At 72.2% G+C, this 19,333-nt stretch carries 17 protein-coding genes and 1 tRNA gene; 4 read left to right on the top strand and 14 right to left on the bottom strand.

Annotation, left to right across the window (positions count from 1 at the left end):
• Nucleotides 1-70 precede the first annotated feature (70 nt).
• Both FR742_RS03525 and FR742_RS03520 read left to right on the top strand, forming a co-directional pair.
• Complete coding sequence (locus tag FR742_RS03525; RefSeq protein ID WP_187280973.1) at nt 71-1,336, top strand: serine/threonine-protein kinase; 1,266 nt, start codon at nt 71-73, stop codon at nt 1,334-1,336.
• Nucleotides 1,337-1,410: 74 nt separating this feature from the next.
• Entirely contained in the window at nt 1,411-2,418 is a 1,008-nt protein-coding gene (locus FR742_RS03520; RefSeq protein ID WP_261808339.1) for a sugar kinase, read from the top strand.
• A gap of 24 nt (nt 2,419-2,442) precedes the next feature.
• Here the strand turns inward: FR742_RS03520 and FR742_RS03515 are convergent, their stop codons facing one another.
• From FR742_RS03515 to FR742_RS03470, 10 genes are read right to left on the bottom strand one after another with little or no spacing between them, the layout of a single operon-like run.
• A complete protein-coding gene (locus FR742_RS03515) occupies nt 2,443-3,909 on the bottom strand; it encodes a glycerol kinase GlpK (protein WP_148029574.1) in 1,467 nt (488 codons plus the stop codon).
• Nucleotides 3,910-3,961: 52 nt separating this feature from the next.
• Entirely contained in the window at nt 3,962-5,659 is a 1,698-nt protein-coding gene (locus tag FR742_RS03510) for a glycerol-3-phosphate dehydrogenase/oxidase (RefSeq protein WP_187280972.1), read from the bottom strand.
• 20 nt (nt 5,660-5,679) lie between these two features.
• A complete protein-coding gene (locus tag FR742_RS03505) occupies nt 5,680-6,693 on the bottom strand; it encodes a DUF2804 domain-containing protein (RefSeq protein WP_148029572.1) in 1,014 nt (337 codons plus the stop codon).
• An 11-nt stretch (nt 6,694-6,704) separates the two neighbouring features.
• Nucleotides 6,705-8,108, bottom strand: a complete 1,404-nt coding sequence (locus tag FR742_RS03500; RefSeq protein ID WP_148029571.1) for an NAD-dependent succinate-semialdehyde dehydrogenase — start codon at nt 8,106-8,108, stop codon at nt 6,705-6,707.
• Nucleotides 8,101-8,766, bottom strand: a complete 666-nt coding sequence (locus FR742_RS03495) for a GntR family transcriptional regulator (protein ID WP_148029570.1) — start codon at nt 8,764-8,766, stop codon at nt 8,101-8,103. The genes FR742_RS03500 and FR742_RS03495 overlap by 8 nt, the downstream gene beginning before the upstream one ends.
• A 15-nt stretch (nt 8,767-8,781) precedes the next feature.
• Nucleotides 8,782-9,942 carry a mandelate racemase/muconate lactonizing enzyme family protein gene (locus FR742_RS03490; RefSeq protein WP_148029569.1) on the bottom strand — a complete coding sequence of 387 codons (1,161 nt, stop codon included), beginning with the start codon at nt 9,940-9,942 and terminating at the stop codon, nt 8,782-8,784.
• A 7-nt stretch (nt 9,943-9,949) separates the two neighbouring features.
• A complete protein-coding gene (locus FR742_RS03485; protein WP_148029568.1) occupies nt 9,950-10,768 on the bottom strand; it encodes a carbohydrate ABC transporter permease in 819 nt (272 codons plus the stop codon).
• Nucleotides 10,762-11,646 (bottom strand): carbohydrate ABC transporter permease, encoded by an 885-nt coding sequence (locus FR742_RS03480; RefSeq protein ID WP_222708826.1) that lies wholly within the window; start codon nt 11,644-11,646, stop codon nt 10,762-10,764. Before FR742_RS03480 ends, FR742_RS03485 begins: the two co-directional genes overlap by 7 nt.
• Nucleotides 11,643-13,004, bottom strand: coding sequence for an ABC transporter substrate-binding protein (locus FR742_RS03475; RefSeq protein ID WP_148029567.1), 1,362 nt, complete (start codon nt 13,002-13,004; stop codon nt 11,643-11,645). Before FR742_RS03475 ends, FR742_RS03480 begins: the two co-directional genes overlap by 4 nt.
• Before the next feature lie 22 nt (nt 13,005-13,026).
• Nucleotides 13,027-14,151, bottom strand: a complete 1,125-nt coding sequence (locus FR742_RS03470; protein ID WP_222708825.1) for a zinc-binding dehydrogenase — start codon at nt 14,149-14,151, stop codon at nt 13,027-13,029.
• A gap of 111 nt (nt 14,152-14,262) precedes the next feature.
• Between FR742_RS03470 and FR742_RS03465 the strand changes: the two genes are divergently transcribed.
• Nucleotides 14,263-15,111, top strand: coding sequence for a DUF4429 domain-containing protein (locus FR742_RS03465; protein WP_148029565.1), 849 nt, complete (start codon nt 14,263-14,265; stop codon nt 15,109-15,111).
• Between the two features lie 19 nt (nt 15,112-15,130).
• On the opposite strand, the gene FR742_RS03460 is transcribed toward FR742_RS03465, so the two are convergent.
• From FR742_RS03460 to FR742_RS03445, 4 genes are all read right to left on the bottom strand, one after another.
• Nucleotides 15,131-16,792, bottom strand: coding sequence for a catalase (locus tag FR742_RS03460; RefSeq protein WP_148029564.1), 1,662 nt, complete (start codon nt 16,790-16,792; stop codon nt 15,131-15,133).
• A gap of 178 nt (nt 16,793-16,970) precedes the next feature.
• A tRNA-Lys gene (locus FR742_RS03455) sits at nt 16,971-17,047 on the bottom strand.
• Between the two features lie 54 nt (nt 17,048-17,101).
• A complete protein-coding gene (locus FR742_RS03450; protein ID WP_222708824.1) occupies nt 17,102-18,025 on the bottom strand; it encodes a nucleoside hydrolase in 924 nt (307 codons plus the stop codon).
• Nucleotides 18,026-18,336: 311 nt separating this feature from the next.
• Nucleotides 18,337-18,726, bottom strand: coding sequence for an OsmC family protein (locus FR742_RS03445; protein ID WP_148029562.1), 390 nt, complete (start codon nt 18,724-18,726; stop codon nt 18,337-18,339).
• A 51-nt stretch (nt 18,727-18,777) separates the two neighbouring features.
• Between FR742_RS03445 and FR742_RS03440 the strand changes: the two genes are divergently transcribed.
• The gene (locus FR742_RS03440; RefSeq protein ID WP_148029561.1) at nt 18,778-19,284 is read left to right on the top strand and encodes a hypothetical protein; all 507 of its coding nucleotides are present in this window, start codon (nt 18,778-18,780) and stop codon (nt 19,282-19,284) included.
• The last annotated feature ends 49 nt before the right edge of the window (nt 19,285-19,333 follow it).

Raw genomic sequence — 19,333 nt, 5'->3', positions numbered from 1 at the left:
GTGGCGTTCTGGGAGCCGTGCGCAACAAATTCTCGTCGTGGTGCGTCTAAGCCTTTCGATGATGCGCTCGGTGCCTGGTGATCCCGAGAGGCTCGGCGGCTACTGGCTGGCGGGGCGGCTCGGCGCGGGCCGCCACGGCGTGGTCTACGACGCCTACGACGACGAGGGGCGCAGGTTCGCGGTCAGGGTGCCGCGCGGTCCCCTCCCCCGCGTCCGGCCCGTGACCCACCCGCACCTCGCGAGCGTCCTCGAAGTCCGGTCCGGCGGCACGCCCGCCTACGTGGTGAGCGAGTTCGCGAGCGGGCCGTCCCTGCGGGAGGCGATCTCCCTGCACGGCCCGTACGCGGGTGAGGAGCTGGTCGCGCTGGCCACGGCGGTGGCGTCCGCGCTCGCCTGTCTCCACGCCGCCGGGCTCGCCCACGGCGACCTGCGGCCGGGCAAGGTGCTGCTCACCGGCGACGGCCCGAAGGTGATCTGCCCCGGCGTGCCCGGCTCGATCGGCGGCACCCGCACCTACCTCGCCCCCGAGGTCGTCACGGGGCAGCCGGGCGGCGCGGCGGGCGACGTGTTCGCCTGGGGCGCGCTGGTGCTGTTCGCGGCCACGGGCGACGACCCGTTCCGCGGCGGCTCCATGGGCGAGGTCATGCACCGGCTGCTGTCCTGCGACCCCGACCTGACGGCTCTCCCGCCGCGGCTGCGCGACCGGGTGGCGCGCGCCCTGTCCAAGGACCCGTCGTCCCGGCCCCCGGCCTCCGCCCTGCCGCTCCCGACGTCGGCCCGGGTGCCGTCCCTGCCGGGGCCGCCCGCGCTGGGCGAGGTGGCCGAGGAGCTGTACGCGTCCTTGACCGCCGTCGAGCGGGACCGGCTGAGGGACCTCCTGGTCGAGCTGGCCCCCGGCGCGCCACCGGCCGCCGCCCCCTCCCTCGACGAGCCCGTCCTGTCCCGGCTGCTGGAGTCGGGGCTGCTGGTCCGGCCCAGCGTCGCCGTCCCGCCCGCCCGCACCGACGCCGGCACCCTGGTGGCCGTCACCGGCGACCGCCTCGTGCCCGCCACCGCCGCGCTCTTCCACGCCTGGCCGCGCCTGCGCGGCTGGCTCGACCGGCCGCGCGAGGAGACCCGCTCGTGGGCGCTGGCCTGCCTGCCGGCGTCCCGGCCCAGACGGCTCGGGCTCCTGTCTCCCGCGCTGGCGCTGGTCGCCGCCGTCGCCCTGGCCGTCAGCGTGGCCACCGTCGTCAAGGACGCCCGCCGCACCCTCGAATGGCTCGGCGACGCCACCTCCGGAGTCGCCCCCCTCCTATCCGTCCCCGCACCTGAACCACCACCGAGCCGCCGCTGACGGGTCGCCCCCGGCCGGAGCCCTCAGATCCTGACGATTGGCATACGGGCGCGCGCCGAAATAGGTTTTCATGCGTGCCCGAACTCAATCCGATGACAGACCTGGTGACCTTCGGCGAGACGATGGCCCTGTTCGCGGCCCGCCGCACCGGCCCGCTGCGCTTCGCCCGCGACTTCGACCTGGGGCTCGGCGGCGCCGAGTCCAACGTGGCGATCGGCGTCGCCCGGCTGGGCCGCACGGCCTGCTGGGCGGGCCGGGTGGGCGCCGACGACTTCGGCGACCTGATCCGCTCGGCCCTCGCGGGCGAGGGCGTGGACGTGCGTGCCGTCCCCGACCTGGAGGCGCCGACGGGCCTGATGATCAAGGGCCGCCGCACGGCCGACCACATCGACGTCCGCTACTACCGCGCGGGCAGCGCCGGCTCGCGCATCCGTCCGGAGGACCTGGACCCGGACCTGATCAGGGGTGCCCGCGTGCTGCACGTCACCGCGATCACCCCGGCCCTGTCGGATTCCGCCCGCGCGACCGTACGGCACGCCGTCGAGGTGGCGCGGAGCGCGGGAGTCCCGGTGTCCCTGGACGTCAACTACCGCAAGGCCCTGTGGTCCCCGGCGGAGGCGGGCGCCTGGCTGCGCGAGGTGATCGGCCAGGTGGACATGCTGTTCGCCACGGAGGAGGAGGCCCGCCTGCTCCTGCCGGACACCTTCCCGACCCCGCCGCACGAGGACGCGGAAGGAGCCGTCCCGGAGGGGCCGGTCGCGGTGGCGGAGGCGCTGGCCGCGCTGGGCCCGCGCCACGTGCTGGTCAAGCTGGGCTCGCGGGGGGCTGTCGAACTGTCCGACGGCGTCGCGTACCGGGCGTCCGCCTACCAGGTCACCGAGGTGGACCCGGTGGGCGCGGGGGACGCGTTCGCCGCCGGATGGCTGGCCGACTGGCTGGAGGGCGCCGAGCCCGAGCACCGGCTGCGCACCGCCTGCGCCGCGGGGGCGTTCGCGGTCACCTCCCAGGGCGACTGGGAGAGCCTCCCCCGCCGCGCCGACCTGGCGCTCCTCGACCGCACCACCGACGGAGTCAGCCGCTAGGCGAGCGCGGGCGCCCGCACCGCGTCAGGCGGCTGAGCCGAAGTCGCGTACGAGGGCGACCGCCCTGCGCCAGCGCCGGAGCTCGGACTCCGGCGACGGCCGGGGGGTGAACTCGCGGGCCGCCCGCCAGGCCCGGGCGAGCTCGTCCGGGCCGGCCCACACCCCGGTGGCCAGACCGGCGAGGAAGGCGGCGCCGAGCCCGGTCGTCTCGGTCCCGGCCGGCCGGACGACGGGCCGGCCGAGCCGGTCGGCCTGGATCTGGCAGAGCAGGTCGTTGGCCGCGGCGCCGCCGTCGACGGCCAGCCGGGTGATGTCCACCCCGGAGGCGTCCACCACGTCGCGGATCTGGAACGCGATCCCGTCCAGCACCGCGCGGGCGACGTGCGCGGCGGTGGTGCCGCGGCTGACACCGAGGAGCGCTCCCCTGGCGTACGGGTCCCAGTGCGGGGTGCCGAGACCGGTGAGCGCCGGTACGAAGACGGCGCCGCCGGAGTCGGGCACCGAGGCGGCCAGCCGCTCGCTGTCGGCCGTGGCGCCGAGCAGCCCCAGCCCGTCGCGCAGCCACTGCACGGCGGCCCCGGTGACGAACACCGACCCTTCCAGCGCGTACTGGACGGGCCCGTCGCCGAGCCGCCAGGCGACGGTGGAGAGCAGCCCGGAGTCCGGGGACGCGGGCTGGTCGCCGGTGTTGACCAGGAGGAAGCTGCCCGTCCCGTACGTGCATTTGGAGGCGCCCGCGGTGAAGCCGGCCTGCCCGAAGAGCGCGGCCTGCTGGTCGCCCGCGACGCCCGCGATGGGCAGGCGCAGCCCGAGGAAGGCCTCCGGCGACGTCTCGCCGAGCACCGCGCTGGAGGGCACCAGCTCGGGCAGCGCGGCGGCCGGAACCCCGAACAGGTCGGCCATCTCCGCGGACCAGGTGGCGGCGGCCAGGTCGAGCAGCAGCGTGCGGGAGGCGTTGGACACGTCGGTGACGTGCAGCCGTCCGCCGGTGAGCCGGGCCAACAGGTACGAGTCGACGGTGCCGATCGCGAGCCTGCCGGACCGGACGCCCTCCCAGGTGGCGGGGTCGTGGCGGCGCAGCCAGGTGAGCTTCGTGGCGGAGAAGTACGGGTCCAGGCGGAGCCCGGTGACCTTCCGGACCCGGTCCTCGGCACCGGACTCGCGCAGCTCCTCGCAGACGGCGGCGGAGCGGCGGTCCTGCCAGACGATCGCGCGCCGGGCCGGGCGGAGCGTGTCGCGGTCCCAGATGACGACGGTCTCCCGCTGGTTGGTCAGCCCCAGGCACGACACCGGGACCGCCGCCGCGTCCACCGCCTGGCGGCAGGCGTCCAGCACGGCGGCCCAGATGTCGTCCGGATCGTGCTCCACCTCCCCCGGCCTCGGAAAGTGCTGCGGGAACTCACGGCTCCCCCTGGCCAGCACCCGCCCCTCGTCGTCGACGACGAGCGCGGTGACGCCGGTGGTCCCGGCGTCCACGGCGAGGACGGTCACGAGGCCTCCAGGGGCAGGTCGAGGACGAGAAGGCCGGCGCGGCCACGCGAGGTCACGCGGCCTCCCGCAGGCGGGCCAGCAGGGGGACGAGGTCGGCGTCGCGGTCGACGGCGAGGGCCTCCTCGGTCATGCGCGCGGCGGCGACGTACCGTCCGACCTGGTCGGCTTCCCAGGCGGCGTCGCGGCCGAGCGCGGTGGCGAGCAGCGCGGCGACGTGCGGGGCCGCGGCGGCGCCGCCGTCACGCGCCTCCAGCCCGGCCCGGCTGCGCCGGCGCAGCACGTCGTCCACGCCGAGCGCACCCTCGTGCGCCGCCATGAACAGCACCTCGGCGCCCAGCAGCGACGGCGCCCCGGGGATCGGTTCCAGCGGCCCGCCAGGGAGGGAGCCCGGCGTCCCGCCGCCGAGCGGGCCGGAGCCCAGGGTGAGCACCTCGCGGTAGTCGGATCCGTACCGCAGAGCCAGCCGCTCCACCACCGAGACGGGCACCCCGGCGGCGACGGCGGCGGCGTCGCGGCGGGCCCAGGCCTGGGCGAAGCCGCTGGCGCCGGCCAGCGGGAGGGTGGCCGTCGAGGAGCGGCGCGCGCCGAGCCCGCGGACGGCGGCCGAGACCGCGTCGCGCGCCATCACCCGGTAGGTGGTCAGCTTCCCGCCCGCCACGACGAAGCAGCCGGGCGCCACCTCCCGCACCACGTGCTCGCGCGACACCGCCTGGGTGTCGCCGGAGCCGGAGCCGGCGTCGACCAGCGGCCGCAGCCCGGCGTACACGCCGACCACGTCGTCCCCGGTGAGCGGCTCGCGCAGCCACCGGTTGGCCTGGTCGAGCAGGTAGCGCACGTCGGAGCCGGTCGGCAGCACCGGCCCAGGCCCGATCTCCCACGGCGTGTCTGTGGTCCCGACGAGCACCACGTCCCCCGCGGGGATCACGAACAGCACCGAACTCGCCGTCCGCGCGATGAGCGCCGACGACATGGGCAGCCGCGACTTGGGCACCACCAGGTGCACGCCCTTGGAGGCCCGCGTCCGTACGGGGGAGACGCCCAGCATCCGCTGGGTGAGCTCCGACCACGGCCCGGTGGCGAGCACCACGCGCCGCGCCCGGATCGCGAACCGCTCGCCGCTGAGCACGTCCTCGCAGGTGGCGACCGTGTGGCCGGGCCGGGTGGCGAGGCCGGTGACCCGCACGCGGGTGAGCACGGTGGCGCCCTCGCGCACGGCGGTGCGGGCCAGCGTGACCACCAGCCGGGCGTCGTCCACCTGCCCGTCGTCGTAGGCGAGGGCGCCGACCGCGGCGTCGGGCCGCAGCGGCGGGGCGGCGCGCAGGAGCGCCCGCCGGCTGAGGTGGCGGTGCCGCCGGAAGCCGTGCCGGTCGCCGATCCCGGCGAGCCCGTCGTAGAGGGCGAGCCCGGCGCCCACGTAGCCGCGCTCCCACATCCGGTGGGTGAGCGGATACAGGAAGGACAGCCGCCGCACGAGGTGCGGGGCCAGGTCGTGCAGGAGGCCGCGCTCGTGCAGCGCCTCGCGCACCAGCCCGAACCTGAGCTGCTCCAGATAGCGCACGCCGCCGTGCAGCAGCCTGCTGGACTTGCCCGACGTGCCCGACGCCAGGTCGCCGGCCTCGACGAGGGCCACGGTGAGCCCCCGGGAGGCCGCGTCCAGCGCGGCTCCGGCGCCGGTCGCGCCGCCGCCGACGACCAGCACGTCGAGCAGGTTCTCCGACACCTCGTGCAGCAGGGCGTCGCGCTGTCCCATGACCGTTGCCATCCTCATCCTCACCAGCGCCTGTAGACCTCTTCGGCCCAGCCGTACAGATCGGAGATCTCCACGATCTCCCCGTCGTCCGCGACGACCGTGCCCCGGTAGTGACCGAACGCCTGGGCCTCGCGGGTGCGCATGTAGAGCGCCCGCCGCACGTCGGCCTCGCGTACGTGCTCGGGGACGAACTCCAGGTCCACCCGGTCGCCGGTGATCCGCCAGGGCGCGTTCCAGTCGCTCGTGTCGTAGTACCAGACCAGCTCCTCGCTGATCTTGTGGACGCGGCCGTCGAGGATCAGCGCGTTCTCCACGCTGCCGGTGCCGTCGGTCCACTTGCCGCCGATCTGGATAGCCACGTCGCGGCCGCCGGGGCGGCCGGCGGCCGCGCCCCAGTTCCACAGGACCTCCCCCGGCCAGCGGCCGCGGCCGAGGTCGAGCGTGGCCAGCGCGTCCTCGGTGGCGAACTCGTACGTCCTGCCGTTGACGCGGACGGTGCCCTCGGCGGGCCGGCCGACGTCCTTGACCGTGTACTGGAAGCGGCGGGCGCTCCACGGCACCACCAGCGACAGGCTCTCCCTGCCCGGAACCCGGTGCACCAGGATCTCCGCGTCCAGCTCGGCCGACCTCAGCCGGAGCCGGGTGCCGGCCGCGGTCTCGTCGACGCTGATCCGGACGGGACCGGCGCCGATGCGCACGCTGCCCTCGCCGCTGCGCGCGGAGAACGAGACGCCTCTGGCGGGCACGAGCAGGCCCCTGCTCGTCACCTGCTCGCCGGTGCGCCGGTCCAGGAAGAACGCCGCCTCGCCGGCCAGGTAGTCGAGGCTGCTCGCGCTGAAGGCGAACACCTGCTCCGGGCTGGTCACGCACCAGTAGTCCCAGCGCATGGTGCGGCCCCAGCCGCGGATGTTGGCGCGGTGCAGCGGGGTGCGGCTCCACCCGACGGCGGCCGGGTTGAGCCGTCCGCTCGGCAGGCACAGGTCGACCCTGCTGGTGATCTCGCGCTCGGCGACCGCGCGCGGGCTCGTCTTCATCGTGCTCTCCGTCATCGCCCCAGCCCCACGCTGAGGTACTTGTACTCCAGGTAGTCGGCCACCCCGTGGTGGCCGCCCTCGCGGCCGTAGCCGCTGCTCTTCACCCCGCCGAACGGCGCCTGCGGCGGCGCCAGCGGGCCGCCGTTCACGGTGACCATCCCGAACTGCAACTCCTCCGCGATCCGGATGGTCCTGTTCAGGTCGTTCGTCCACACATAAGCGGTCAGTCCGTACGGGGTCGCGTTCGCGCGGGCGACGACCGTGTCGCAGTCGTCGAACTCCAGCACCGGGGCGACCGGCCCGAAGGTCTCCTCGCGGCAGATCAGCATGTCGTCGGTGACCCCGGACAGCACCGTGGCCGGGTAGGACGTGCCCCGTCCGCCGGAGGCCCGGCCGCCGGTCAGCGCCGTGGCGCCGCGGGCCAGCGCGTCCTCGACGTGCCTGGTCACCTTGGCCACGGCCCGCTCGTCGATGAGCGGCCCCAGCTCGGCCGCCTCGGCCCGGCGGACCAGCTCGGCGGTGAAGGCGGCGGCCAGCGAGGAGTGCACGTAGATCCGGTTGGGCGCGGTGCAGGCCTGGCCGGCGTTGAGGAACTTGCTGCGGGCCACGGCCCGGGCGGCGGCGACCGGGTCGGCGTCGGGGAAGACCAGCACCGGCGCGTGCCCGCCCAGCTCGACGCTGAGCCGTTTCACGTCCTGGGCGCTCTGCCTGATCAGCTCCCTGCCGACCTCCGTGGAGCCGGTGAACGACACCTTGCGCACCCGCGGGTCGGCCATGACGACCGCGCCGAACTCCGCCGGGCGGGACGTGGTGACCAGGTTGAACACGCCGGCCGGCAGCCCGGCGGCGACGAACGCCTCGGCGACCGCGATGGCCGACAGCGGGGTCAGCTCGGCCGGCTTGAGCACCACCGTGCAGCCGGCGGCCAGCGCCGGGCCCAGTTTGCGGGTGATCATGGAGACCGGGAAGTTCCACGGCGTGATGCCCGCCACCACGCCCACCGGTTCGGGCAGCAGCCAGATGCGGTTGTCGGCGTGCGCGCCCGGCACGGTCTCACCGTAGAGGCGGCGGGTCTCCTCTGCCGCCCACAGCAGGTGGTCGGCCCCCGACAGCACCTCGCCGGTCGCCTCGGCGAGCGGCTTGCCCTGCTCGGCCGTCATGATCGCGCCGATCGTCTCCGCTCTGGCCGCCAGCTCCCGTGCGGCGGCCCGCATGAGGTCGGCCCGCTCGTGCGCGGGCATGGCACGCCAGGCCGGGAACGCCTCGGCGGCGGCGTCGACCGCCCGCGCCGTCAGCTCGGGGCCGCAGTCGGCGACCTCGCCCAGCGGCTGCCCGGTGGCGGGCGCGTAGACGGTGAACGTGCCGTCCGCCTCCCGCCACTCGGCCCCGATGAGTGCCCTTCCCGTGTCAGCCATCTGTCTCCCGCAATCCGTCGATCAGCGCTTTCATGGCGGCCATCTCGTGTGCGTGCTGCAACTCGCTGGCCAGGGTGATGTCGCCGGCCACCAGGGCGTTCCTGATGGCGACGTGTTCGGTGTGCGATTCGGGCAGCCGCCAGGGCACCAGGCGGAAGCCGCGCTGGGCGGTCTCCGTCCGGGCCCACAGGCTCTGCAGCATGCGGTGGGTGAGCCTGCTGCTCTCGGTGTCGCACAGCAGGGAGTGGAAGCGCCGGTTGAGCCGGGCGAACGCGGCCACGTCCAGCTTCGCGACGGCGACCTCGCACTCGGCGAGGACCGCGTCCACCTCGGCCAGCCGGTCGCCGGCCAGCGGCCGGCCGTCCAGCTTCAGGGCCAGCGAGGTCAGGGCGGCCCGGACGCTGTAGAGCTCGCGGACGTTCTCGACGGTGTACGCGGCCACCACGGCCCCGACGTGCGGGCGCTCGACCAGCCACTCCTCCGAGCAGAGCTGCTTGATGGCCTCGCGCACCGGCGTCTCGCTGATGCCCACGGCCTCGGCGACCATCCGGGTGGTGATCTTCATCCCGGGTGGCGCCTCTCCTGACATGATCAGATTCTTGATGTGGTCCGCTGCCAGATCCGCCTTGGTGCGGAAGGGGGAACGCGATTCGGCCATGGTTGGGGGAGCCCTTCAGACCCGCTGGACAGTGAGCGGCTCGATCGCCGCGTGGTCCAGCTCTACACCGAGTCCCGGTCCTTCCGGAACGCCTACGAGCCCGGAGGAGTCCGGCAGCAGCGGTTTCGTCAGCATCGCGTGGAACACCTCCGGGACGATCACCGGCGGGTCGTACGGGTACTCCAGCCAGTCGCAGTTCGGCAGCGACGCGCAGAGCTGCAGGTTTCCCGCGACGCCGAGGCCGGTGGCCCAGGCGTGCGGGATCACCTTGCGCTGCCGGGCCGCGGCCATGGCGCCGAAGTCGCGCAGCGCGCCGATCTCCTCGCTCTCGTTGGCGTCCGGCTGGAAGATGTCGAAGCACCCGTCCTCCAGCATCCGCACGAGCTGGCCGATGCCGCGGTTGTGCTCGCAGCCGGCGATCGGGATCGGCGCGGCCGCGGTCAGCTCGCACAGCGCGCGGTAGTCGTGCCGGGGCATCGGCTCCTCCAGCCAGGCCACGCCGAGATCGGCCAGCTCCCTGGCGGTGGTCAGGGCGCGGTCGTAGTCCCAGATCAACCGGCTGCCGTCGGGCGCGTACCGCCAGCGGGCGGCGGCCTGGTTGGCGTCCACCATGATCGCGACGTCCGGTCCGACGGCCTCGCGCACGGCGGCCACCTGGGCGACGTCCTCGGCGATCGTCGCGGCGTGGACCCGCAGCTTGATGCCCAGGAACCCCTCCTCGACGACCTTCAGACTGTCCTCCACCCGCTGCTCCGGGCTGCGGACCTCGCCGAAGCTCGCATAGGCGCGAACCGCTCCCGAGTGCCCGCCCCACAGCTTGTACAGCGGCTGACCGCAGGCCTTGCCCACCGCGTCCCACACCGCGACGCCGACGACCCAGGGCCGCGGGAAGACGTACTCGGCCACGTACCGCAGCCGGTTGGCGACGTGCGTGGTGTCGAACACGTCCAGGCCCACGAGCTGCGGGCGGATCCAGCCGCGGATCGCCTCCAGCAGCATCGGGCCGGTGCCGTGCCCCATGTCGCCGCCCGACACGCCGACGATGCCCTCGTCGGTCTCGACCTCGACGATGACCGCCGACATCGCCCGGTGCGCGCCCTCCGGAGCCCACGACGGCACGAAAGGCCGCGGATAGGGCAGCTCGATGACCCTGGCCCGCACGTCTGTGATCTTCATCGGCCCATCACCCCTTGGTAGCGCCGTCCGCGAGGCCCTTGATCAGGTACTTCTGCACGAGCAGCGCGAAGACCACCACGGGCAGCACCGTCAGCACCCCGACCGCGGCCAGCGGCCCCCACATGCCGCCCTTCTCGGTGTCGGCCGCCATGCCGGCGATCGCCACCGGGATGGTGACCGCCTTGTCGTTGGTGAGGATGAGCGCGAACAGCAGCTCCTCCCAGGCCAGGATGATGCAGAAGATCAGCGTCGAGACCAGCCCGGTCAGGCTCGTCGGCACGATGATCCGGAAGAACGCGCCGAAGCGGGTGCACCCGTCGATCATCGCGGCCTCCTCCAGCTCCTTGGGCAGGCCCCGGAAGAACGCCCGCATCAGCCAGACCACGTACGGCACGAGGAAGGTCACGTACGCGAGGATCACCGTGATGTACTGGTCGGTCAGCCCTAGCTTCCTGGCCACCAGGAACAGCGGGACGACCAGCGCGATCGGCGGCACCGCGCGGGAGGCCAGGATGAGCCCGCCCACGACGCCCGCGCCGCGCATGCGCATCCGCGACAGCGCGTAGCCCGCCATGGATCCGGCGACCATGGAGATGACCGACGCGCCCACCGCCACGATGACCGTGTTGACCATCCGGGGCATGATGCGCGCCTGGTGGAAGTAGCTGACGTAGTTGTCGAGGGTGAACTCGCTCAGCCACCTCGGCGGCACCGTGAAGATGTCCTTGGGCAGCTTGAAGGAGATGCTGACCATGTAGAGGACGGGAAACAGGAAGAGCAGCGTGACCAGGATCGCCCCGGTGATGGCCGCGTACCTCCTCACCATCGGTTCTCCAGACGCCGGGTCACGTTGAACAGGACATAGGTGATGATCATCGTCAGGACCAGCACGATCGTGGCCATCGAGGAGGCCGTGCCGAACTCCAGGCTCCGGAACCCCTTCTCGTAGATGTAGAGGTTGACCACGTTGGTCGCGTTGCCGGGCCCGCCCTTGGTGGCGGCCAGCGCGATGTCGAACATCTTGACCGCGCCCAGCCAGCGCACCACGAACGCGGCGGCCATCACCGGCACCAGCAGCGGCAGCGTGATGTGCCGCAGCGTGGCCCACCGGCCCGCGCCGTCGGACTTGGCCGCCTCGTACACGTCACCCGGCAGCGCCATGATCCCGGCCGCGGCGATGAGCACCACGAACGGCGTCCAGCGCCACGTGTCGATGATGATCAGGCTCGCCATGGCCAGCGTCGGGTCGCCGATCCACTCGACCGGGCCGATCCCGACCAGGCCGAGCGCGTAGTTGACGACGCCCCAGAGAGGGTCGAGCAGCATCCGCCAGACGCCGCCCGCGACCACCGGCGCCACCACCATCGGGATGAGGAACAGCGCGCGCAGCACGCCCCGCCCCCGCCAGGCGACGTTGAGCAGGAACGCGATGGCGAACCCGAGCACCATCTGCAGCGGCAACGCGATCACCAGGTAGACCGCGGTGACCCGGAGCGACTCCAGGAAACCGGGGTCGTTCAGCACGGCCTCGTAGTTGCGCCAGCCGACCCACCCGGCGGGCTGGAAGGTGGCGAGGTCGAAGTCGGACACGCTCACCCAGAGGGTGTAGAAGATCGGGTAGAGCAGCATGCCCGCGAGCAGGATCAGAGCGGGTGCCAGGAAGAGCCAGGCGGTGCCCGGCTCTCCCAGGCGAACGCGTCTCACTGTCCGTAGCCCTTGGACTTCAGCAGTGCCGTGATCTCACTGGCGGCCGCCTCGATCGCCTGCTGTGCGGTCGACTGGCCGGACACGGCCTGGCTGGTGTGCAGTGCCAGGATCTGCTGGACGGCGTCGGACTCGGGCAGCCTCGGACGCCACATCTCGCCCTTGGTGACGACCTCGTAGCCCTCCTTGAGCGCCTTGTAGACCGGCTCGGCCCAGTCGGCCGGCGGCTCTCCGTCGAGCGTGGAGACCCGCGCGGGGAACGTGCCGAACTCCTTGGCGGTGAACTGCTCGCCCTGCTTGGAGGTGACCCACTGCAGCCACGTCCAGGCGGCGGCCGGGTGCTGGGACTTCTTGGAGATGCCCGCCGTCCAGATGCCGCGGTGCGCGCCCGGCGCGGCGGTCCCGGCGGGCAGCGTGGTGATGCCGACCTCCTCGGGGGTCAGGGTGGTGGTCTCCTTGTCCACGGCCGTGCCCTTGAAGACGCTGCCCCACATGAACATGGTGGCCGCCTTGCCCTGGCGGAACGCCTCCAGCGGCTCGTTGAACTGGTAGGTGCTCGCCCCGGGAGGCGCGTACTTGAGCAGGTCCACCTGCGTCTGCAGGGCCTTGACCCCCGCCTCGTTGTCGAACGCGACCCGCATGTTCTCGTCGAGCAGCTGACCGCCGTCGGAGTCGAGCACGGTCTGCCAGACCGTGGGGGTCAGCGGGTCCTTGGTGAAGTACGTGGCCGCCGCCCACGAGTCGGTCTCGCCGTCGCCGTCGGTGTCCTGGACGAGCTTCTCGGCGTCCTTGAAGTACTGCTCCCAGGTGGTCTCGGCGGTCGGCTCGGCGACCCCGGCCTTCTTGTAGAGCGTCTTGTTGTAGAACATCAGCAGCAGGTTGGAGCGGACCGGCACCGCGTACTGCTTGCCCTCCCACTCCCCCGCCGCCAGCGGCGCCGGGTGGATGTCGTCCCAGTCGTACTCGGGATCGTTCCACTGCGCCAGCTCGGTGCCCTTGAGGTCGTGCAGGGCGCCGGTCTTGGCGAGCTGCGGCAGCCAGTTGTCATCGGCGAGCACCGCGTCGTAGGTGGCGTTCGCGCCGGTCAGCTCCAGCATCGTCTTGGCGAGCTGGTCGTTGTACGGGACGCCGTCGATCGTGACCTTGATGTTCGGGTACTTCTTGTTGAACTCGGGCACGAGGCCGTCCTGCCACTGCTTGGCGAACGCGTCGTTGGCGATGACGCGGATCGACACCGGGTTCTCCGCGGTGCCGAGACCGCCGCCGTCGGCCGGGACTTCCTCCGCCGACGAACCGCAGGCCGCGACGGCCAGACCGAGCACGGCCGTGGCCGCGACGAGCCGAATGCTTCTCAACACTTCTCCTTGGGGGAAAGGGGGTTCAGGCGACCGGATCGATCGCGAGCTTCACGACGTCCCTGCCGTCGAGGGCGTAGCCGCCGCCGAGTGCTTCCAGTGCCTCGCGGACTCTGGCCAGCGGCACGCGGTGGCTCACCACGCGCTCGTACGGCCTGCCGCCGCGCTCCAGGAGCGTCAGCGCCTGGTGGTAGCGGCGCTGCATGTCGGGACCGGCGCCGTACACGCCGGCGATCGTGATGTCCCGCCTCAGCAGGTCGCTGTAGGGGTTGAAGGGGATGGCGCCGCGGTCGGTGAAGTTGCCGAGCTCGGCCAGCACACCGCCGTCGGCGACGAGGCCGAGCGCCTCGGCGAACGACTCGGGCGAGCCGGCCGTGCCGATGACGGCGTCGGCTCCCTGGCGTCCGAGCGCGTCGAAGACCGCCCGCCTGCGCTCCTCCGGGCTCTGGCCGAGGCCGACCACCGCGTCGGCGCCCAGTCCGGCGGCCAGGTCCAGCCGGGCGCGGGGCCCGCCGACGGCGACCACGCGGGCGGCGCCGGCGGCGCGGGCGGCGGCCACGGCCATCAGACCGATCGCGCCGACGCCCTGGACCACGACGGTGGAGCCGATCCGGATCGCGGAGCGCTCCACGCCGTGCAGGGCCACGGACATGGGCTCCTGCAGCACGGCGACCTCGGCGGGCAGGTCGGTCCGGTAGAACACCGTGCCCGCGTTCGAGGCGTACAGATGGGTGGCGAAGCCGCCGGTCAGGTGCGGGGGACGGTCGGCGGGCGAGGCGAACCCGTACGAAGGACGGCGGTCCGGGCAGTTGGCCGGCCTGTGCCGCACCTGGCATTCGAAGCACCGGCCGCAGCTCAGCGACGGGAAGACGCCGACCTGGTCGCCGACGGCCACCGGCCTGCCCGCGTGGTCCGCCTCGACGCCTTCGCCGAGGGCGGCCAGCCGGCCGACGATCTCGTGCCCGAGCAGCGCGGGGAAGCGCACGCTGGCCAGCCTGCCGCGGTAGATGTGCGCGTCGGTGCCGCACATCCCGCAGAGCTCGACCTGGAGCACGAACTCTCCCGGGCCGGGCCGCGGCAGGGCGTACTCGCGCACCTCCACTGGTCCAGTGACGTCGGTGACGATCGCCGCACGTGCCAGCCCGTCCATCCACGTCCTCCACATTCTACTTTCTATAGAATATGGAGGAGGTTAGTTTGTCCGGTTTTGGCAGGTCAAATGCCGTTACCGGATTGTTTCCTGGCCACTAGGCTGGAACGCATGGCTGAGATCGCGCTTGCCGACGGCGTGTGGACCTTCGACGGCGAGACGCTGCGGATCGTGCCGGGCAGCGGGCGCGACGTGCACGAGATCCGCAAGGCGCTCGGAGAGCTGGTCATCCCGCTGGAGGCGATCGCGAGCGCCACGTTCGAGCCCGCGCGCAAGGGCGGCCATCTCAGGCTGCGGCTGCGCAAGGGGGCCGACCCGCTGACCGACGCGGTGGCGGGCTCGCTCACCGCGCCCGCCGACCCTTACCGGTTGCAGATCCCGAAGGACCGCACCGGCGCGGCCGAGTACTTCGCCGACGAGATCCGCGACAGCCTCGCGGTGTGGCAGACGGCTGCGGGGCCGTGCGAGGACTTCGTGCTGCCCGGCCCGGAGGTGCCGATCACGGCGACCGCGGGCGACGGCACGGTGAGCTTCGACGGCGAGCGCGTGCGCGTCGAGTGGACCGGTTTCGCCTCGACGGCCAAGGACGAGGCGGGCCCGCAGGAGTTCGCGGTGGCCGACCTGACCGGCGTGGAGTGGAAGCCGCAGAGCGGCATGGGCTACGGCGTCCTGCGTTTCCATCCCAAGGACGAGGGCCCGCTCAGGCCGCCGCAGAAGGACCCGCGCTGCCTGTCGTGGGGGGTGCAGCGGTTCGGCGGGACGACCTGCCTGGTCGCGGCGGCCGTCCTGGCCCGCATCCCGCGCGGGCCCGCCGAGCTGCCCCCGCCGCCGAGCACGACGGCGGAGACGCAGACGATCCTGGGCCAGTTGTCCGAGCTCGGCGAGCTGCACCGCCAGGGCGTGCTGACGGACGAGGAGTTCAGTGCGGCGAAGCAGGCCCTGCTCCGCCGCCTGGGGTGACTTCCGGGACTGTCCGGGACTACTGCTCGGCGCGCGCGGCGCGCTCGTTCGGCACGCAGTGCGTCATCTTCAGGCCCTGCACGTCGCGCGGCCCGTTCCTGCCGAGGTTCGCCAGGCGCTCCCGCTCCTCCTTGGTGAGGTCCTGGGTCGCGAGCGGCTCCAGGTGCGCCACGTCGTCGGGCGTGATGCCGAGCCCCTCGCCGACGCGCAGGCCCAGCTCGTCCTCGGCCATGAGGAAGTGCCAGACCATGCGCTCGGCGATGCGCCGGTCGCACTGCCTGAGGTTCGCCGTGAAGTTGGCCACCAGGTCGTCGCGTTCCCATTCCTCCATGAGCAGGTAACGCTGCCCTGCCTGGGCGTAGTCGTTGGTCCTCGGGATGCGCTTGCGGGTCAGCCGCCCGGAGATGACCGGCCCCTCCTCGTCGACGGTCGGGTACTCGGCCTCGCGCAGCCCGTCGATCAGCGACGGCTCGTAGTTGATGTGCGGCGACTCGCCGGCGGTGTCGACGAAGTACGTCATCTGACCGTCGCGCTGGTTCGTCCGGATCTCCGCGTTCTTCGCCTGGTTGACCGGGAGCTGCAGGTAGTTGGGGCCGACCCGGTAACGCTGGGTGTCGCTGTACGAGAACGTCCGGCCGACGAGCATCTTGTCGTCGGAGAAGTCCAGGCCGTCGACCAGCACGCCGGTGCCGAAGGAGATCTGCTCGTTCTCGGCGAAGTTGTTCGACACGTTGCGGTTGAGCACCAGCCGCCCGACCGGCCTGGCCGGGAACTCGTTCTCCGGCCACACCTTGGTGTCGTCGAGCGGATCGAAGTCGAGCTCGGGGTGCTCGTCGTCGCTCATCATCTGCACGAGCAGCTCCCACTCGGGGTAGTCGCCCCGGTCGATCGCCTCGTGCAGGTCACGGGTGGCGTGCCCCAGGTCCTGGGCCTGGACGACGGCGGCGTCCAGCTCGGTCATGCTGCGCACGCCCTGCTTGGGCATCCAGTGGTACTTGACCAGCACGGTCTCGCCCTGCTGGTTGACCCACTTGTACGTGTTGACGCCGAACCCCTGCATGTGGCGGTAGTCGGACGGGATGCCGCGCGGGCTGAACAGGTTGACCAGCATGTGCAGGCACTCGGGCGTCTGCGACATGAAGTCGAAGATCCGGTTGGGCTCCTGCCGGAACGTCACCGGGTCGGGCTTGAGCGAGTGGATCACGTCGGGGAACTTGATCGCGTCCCGGATGAAGAACACGGCCAGGTTGTTGCCGACCAGGTCCCAGTTGCCGTCCTCGGTGTAGAACTTGACCGCGAACCCCCGAGGGTCGCGGGCCGTCTCCGCCGAGTCCCGGCCGCCGATGACCGTGGAGAACCGCAGCGCCACGTCGGTCCGCTTGCCCGCCTCCTGGAACAGCTTCGCGCGGGTGTAGCGGCTGATCGGCTCGTCGCCGATCTTCCCGTACGCTTCGAAGAAGCCGAACGCGGTCGCGCCGCGGGCGTGCACCACCCGCTCCGGGATGCGCTCCCGGTCGAAGTGGCTGATCTTCTCCAGGAACTGGTAGTTCTCCAGCGTCGCGGGGCCTCTGGCGCCGACCGTGCGCTGGTTCTGGTTGTCGTATACGGGGTGGCCTTGCCGGTTCGTCAGAATCTGCCGCTGGTCACCGGTGCCGGACCCCTGTCCGGAAACATCTGTCATGTCACCGTTCCTCTCCTCCGTTGGCCTCTTCCCCCATGCCCTCAACCCTCGACAGCTCACAGGCAAAGACTCACTCCTGCCCTGTCGCGGGCTCAGGTGGCGGAGGAGGACTCGTCGCGGAAACCGGTCCGGACATGAAACAACCCCGATCCGGCTGAACCGAATCGGGGTTTCTTGATGGTGCGCCGCCAGGGACTCGAACCCCGGACCCGCTGATTAAGAGTCAGCTGCTCTGACCAACTGAGCTAGCGGCGCCCGCAACACGTGTAACTGTATCAGCCGCCGAACACTCCCCGCACCACGCACGCGTCAGCCCAGACGCTCCGCCAGCCTGCCGTACGCGTCCAGCATCGTGTCCCAGAAGCGGTCCACGTCCAGGTGGGTGCCGACGAGCGCGTTGGGGACACGGTCCATCGGCCGGAAGTCCACGACGGTCATGCCCCGGGTGTGCTCGCCCCTGGTCTCCACGTCGACCACGGCCGGCGTCATCGTGACCAGGGCCGGGTCCAGCACGTACGCCACCGCGCACGCGTCGTGGATGGTGGGGCCGCCGTCGGCGGTGACCACGCCGTAGGAGGTGGCGGCGGGGATCAGGAACTCGGCCAGACGGCCGAGCGGCCGCATGCGGTCGAGCACCGTGGAGGTGACGACGGCGGTGAGCGTCACGTCCAGGCCCAGCATCTTCACCGTCCAGCCGGACCTGAAGACGATGGCGGCGGCCTCCGGGTCGGCGAGCATGTTGAACTCGGCGGCCGGGTTGTGGTTGCCGCGCGTGTAGGAGCCGCCCATGATGACCAGGTCGCGGGCCCACTCCACGACGCGCGGCTCCCTGCGGACGGCGAGCGCGATGTTCGTGAGCGGGCCGATCGCGACGAGGGTGACCTCGCCGGGGGCTGCGCGCAGGGTGTCGATGATGACGTCGACCGCGTGCCCGTCCGCCGCGGCGCGCACCGGTTCGGGGAGCACGGCGGCGCCGAGGCCGGTGGGTCCGTGCACGTGATCGGCGCGGACGACGGGGTGCAGGAGGGCGCCGGGGCTTCCCGGGGCGACCGGGATGTCGCCCAGGTCCAGGAACTCCCGCAGCGCCAGCGCGTTCCTGGTGGTCACGGCCAGGTCGGCGTTGCCGCCCACGGTGGTGACGGCGACGACCTCCAGACCGGGCGCGCCGGCCGCGAGGGCCAGGGCCATGGCGTCGTCGATGCCGGGATCGCAGTCAATGAGGATCTTCGTCACGGAACCGTACGATACGCAAAGATCAAAAAGTCGGAGCCGGGCGGTCTGCCGCCCGGCTCCGGTGGGTATGAGACCGGGGCCGGGCAGTTCCCCCAAATCTGCCCGACCCCGGTCCGGTGGCGGTCCAGGCCGGTCGGCTTTCCCCCAAAAGCCCCGGCGGTCCCGCGCTGCAGACGAGCGGTCCCCCTCCGCTGCCTGCTTTTCGGTGTAGGTCTCTCGGCCGGTCACCATGCTTCCGACCTGTCTACGACGCTACCGGGGCCTATGCAACGACCGCGTCATAACGCAGTCGAATATCCGTTTAATCAGGGCTACGGGATCTCCAAACGGACCTCGGTGCCCTCTTCGAGCGAGCGGCCGACGGTGCAGTACTTCTCGTGCACCCGGTGCGCCACCGCCCTGAACACCTCGTCGGCCTCCTCCGAGGGCAGCTCGACGTCGTAGCGGACGGTGACGGGACCCAGGCGGTTCGGCTCGACCTTGTCGGCCGAGACCTCCATGGCCAGGCGCACCAGCCGCTGGCCGCGCTTGGCGGTCAGCGGCTCGACGGTGACGATGTGACATCCGCCCAGCGCCGCGAGCAACAACTCGACAGGCGTGAACACGCCGTCCTCCGCACCACCCATCCGCACCTGGGCGCCTCTGGCATTGGTCGCCAGGAATCCGCCGTCCTCGGTCCGCTCTACCCGCACGTTAGCCATGTTTTAGACCTTACTCAGACGCTTCTCATCTTCGAGACGCATCGTTCAATCATGGCTAGTGAGCGGAAATTCCTCGGTTCCCTCCTCTTCTGTCTGGGAGCGGGTGCGGCGCCGGCCGCGTACCTGCTCGGTCACGCGTCCCCGGTCACGGGCGCGGCTCTGGCCGTGTACGCGGTGGCGGCCGTCATGGCGGTACGCGTCCACGGCCGGCACACGAAGGGCACCGTGCTCATCGCCACCGGGCTGGAGCCCGGCGCGCTGCGGGGGCTGCTGGCCGGCAAGGGCGCGGACACCGTCGCCGTCTACCGCACCGAGCGGGTCGACGCCGAACTGCTCGACCTTCACCAGCGGTACGGCCTGGTGCTGGTGGTCGGCGCGGAGCACGACCCGCGGACGAAGGAGCGGCTGAGCGCCTCCGGCCTGAGCAGGCAGGTTCCGGACATCGTCGAGCGCGAGGTGATCCTCGCCGGCCCCCGGCACTTCCAGCGGTACGTGCGCGGCGCGCTCTCCCGGCTGGCCGTTCCCGGCGCCCAGGTGCGGACGGCCAGGACACGGTAAAAGGCCGGTAAAGCTGCGGCATACCCTTAACCCGACATTACGGACGTTA

The sequence above is a fragment of the Nonomuraea sp. C10 genome (assembly GCF_008017515.1).
Classification (GTDB): domain Bacteria; phylum Actinomycetota; class Actinomycetes; order Streptosporangiales; family Streptosporangiaceae; genus Nonomuraea; species Nonomuraea ferruginea.
Note: the sequence above shows the minus strand (reverse complement) of the source record. Positions and strands in the feature narration are given on the sequence as shown.

What these genes read in the sequence shown, in the direction of transcription:
- FR742_RS03510 (WP_187280972.1), bottom strand. Translation starts at nt 5,659, where the DNA reads ATGGGACAGCGCGACGCCCTGCTGCACGAGGTGTCGGAGAACCTGCTC.
- FR742_RS03505 (WP_148029572.1), bottom strand. Translation starts at nt 6,693, where the DNA reads ATGAAGACGAGCCCGCGCGCGGTCGCCGAGCGCGAGATCACCAGCAGG.
- FR742_RS03500 (WP_148029571.1), bottom strand. Translation starts at nt 8,108, where the DNA reads ATGGCTGACACGGGAAGGGCACTCATCGGGGCCGAGTGGCGGGAGGCG.
- FR742_RS03495 (WP_148029570.1), bottom strand. Translation starts at nt 8,766, where the DNA reads ATGGCCGAATCGCGTTCCCCCTTCCGCACCAAGGCGGATCTGGCAGCG.
- FR742_RS03490 (WP_148029569.1), bottom strand. Translation starts at nt 9,942, where the DNA reads ATGAAGATCACAGACGTGCGGGCCAGGGTCATCGAGCTGCCCTATCCG.
- FR742_RS03485 (WP_148029568.1), bottom strand. Translation starts at nt 10,768, where the DNA reads ATGGTGAGGAGGTACGCGGCCATCACCGGGGCGATCCTGGTCACGCTG.
- FR742_RS03470 (WP_222708825.1), bottom strand. Translation starts at nt 14,151, where the DNA reads ATGGACGGGCTGGCACGTGCGGCGATCGTCACCGACGTCACTGGACCA.
- FR742_RS03465 (WP_148029565.1), top strand. Translation starts at nt 14,263, where the DNA reads ATGGCTGAGATCGCGCTTGCCGACGGCGTGTGGACCTTCGACGGCGAG.
- FR742_RS03460 (WP_148029564.1), bottom strand. Translation starts at nt 16,792, where the DNA reads ATGACAGATGTTTCCGGACAGGGGTCCGGCACCGGTGACCAGCGGCAG.
- FR742_RS03445 (WP_148029562.1), bottom strand. Translation starts at nt 18,726, where the DNA reads ATGGCTAACGTGCGGGTAGAGCGGACCGAGGACGGCGGATTCCTGGCG.
- FR742_RS03440 (WP_148029561.1), top strand. Translation starts at nt 18,778, where the DNA reads ATGGCTAGTGAGCGGAAATTCCTCGGTTCCCTCCTCTTCTGTCTGGGA.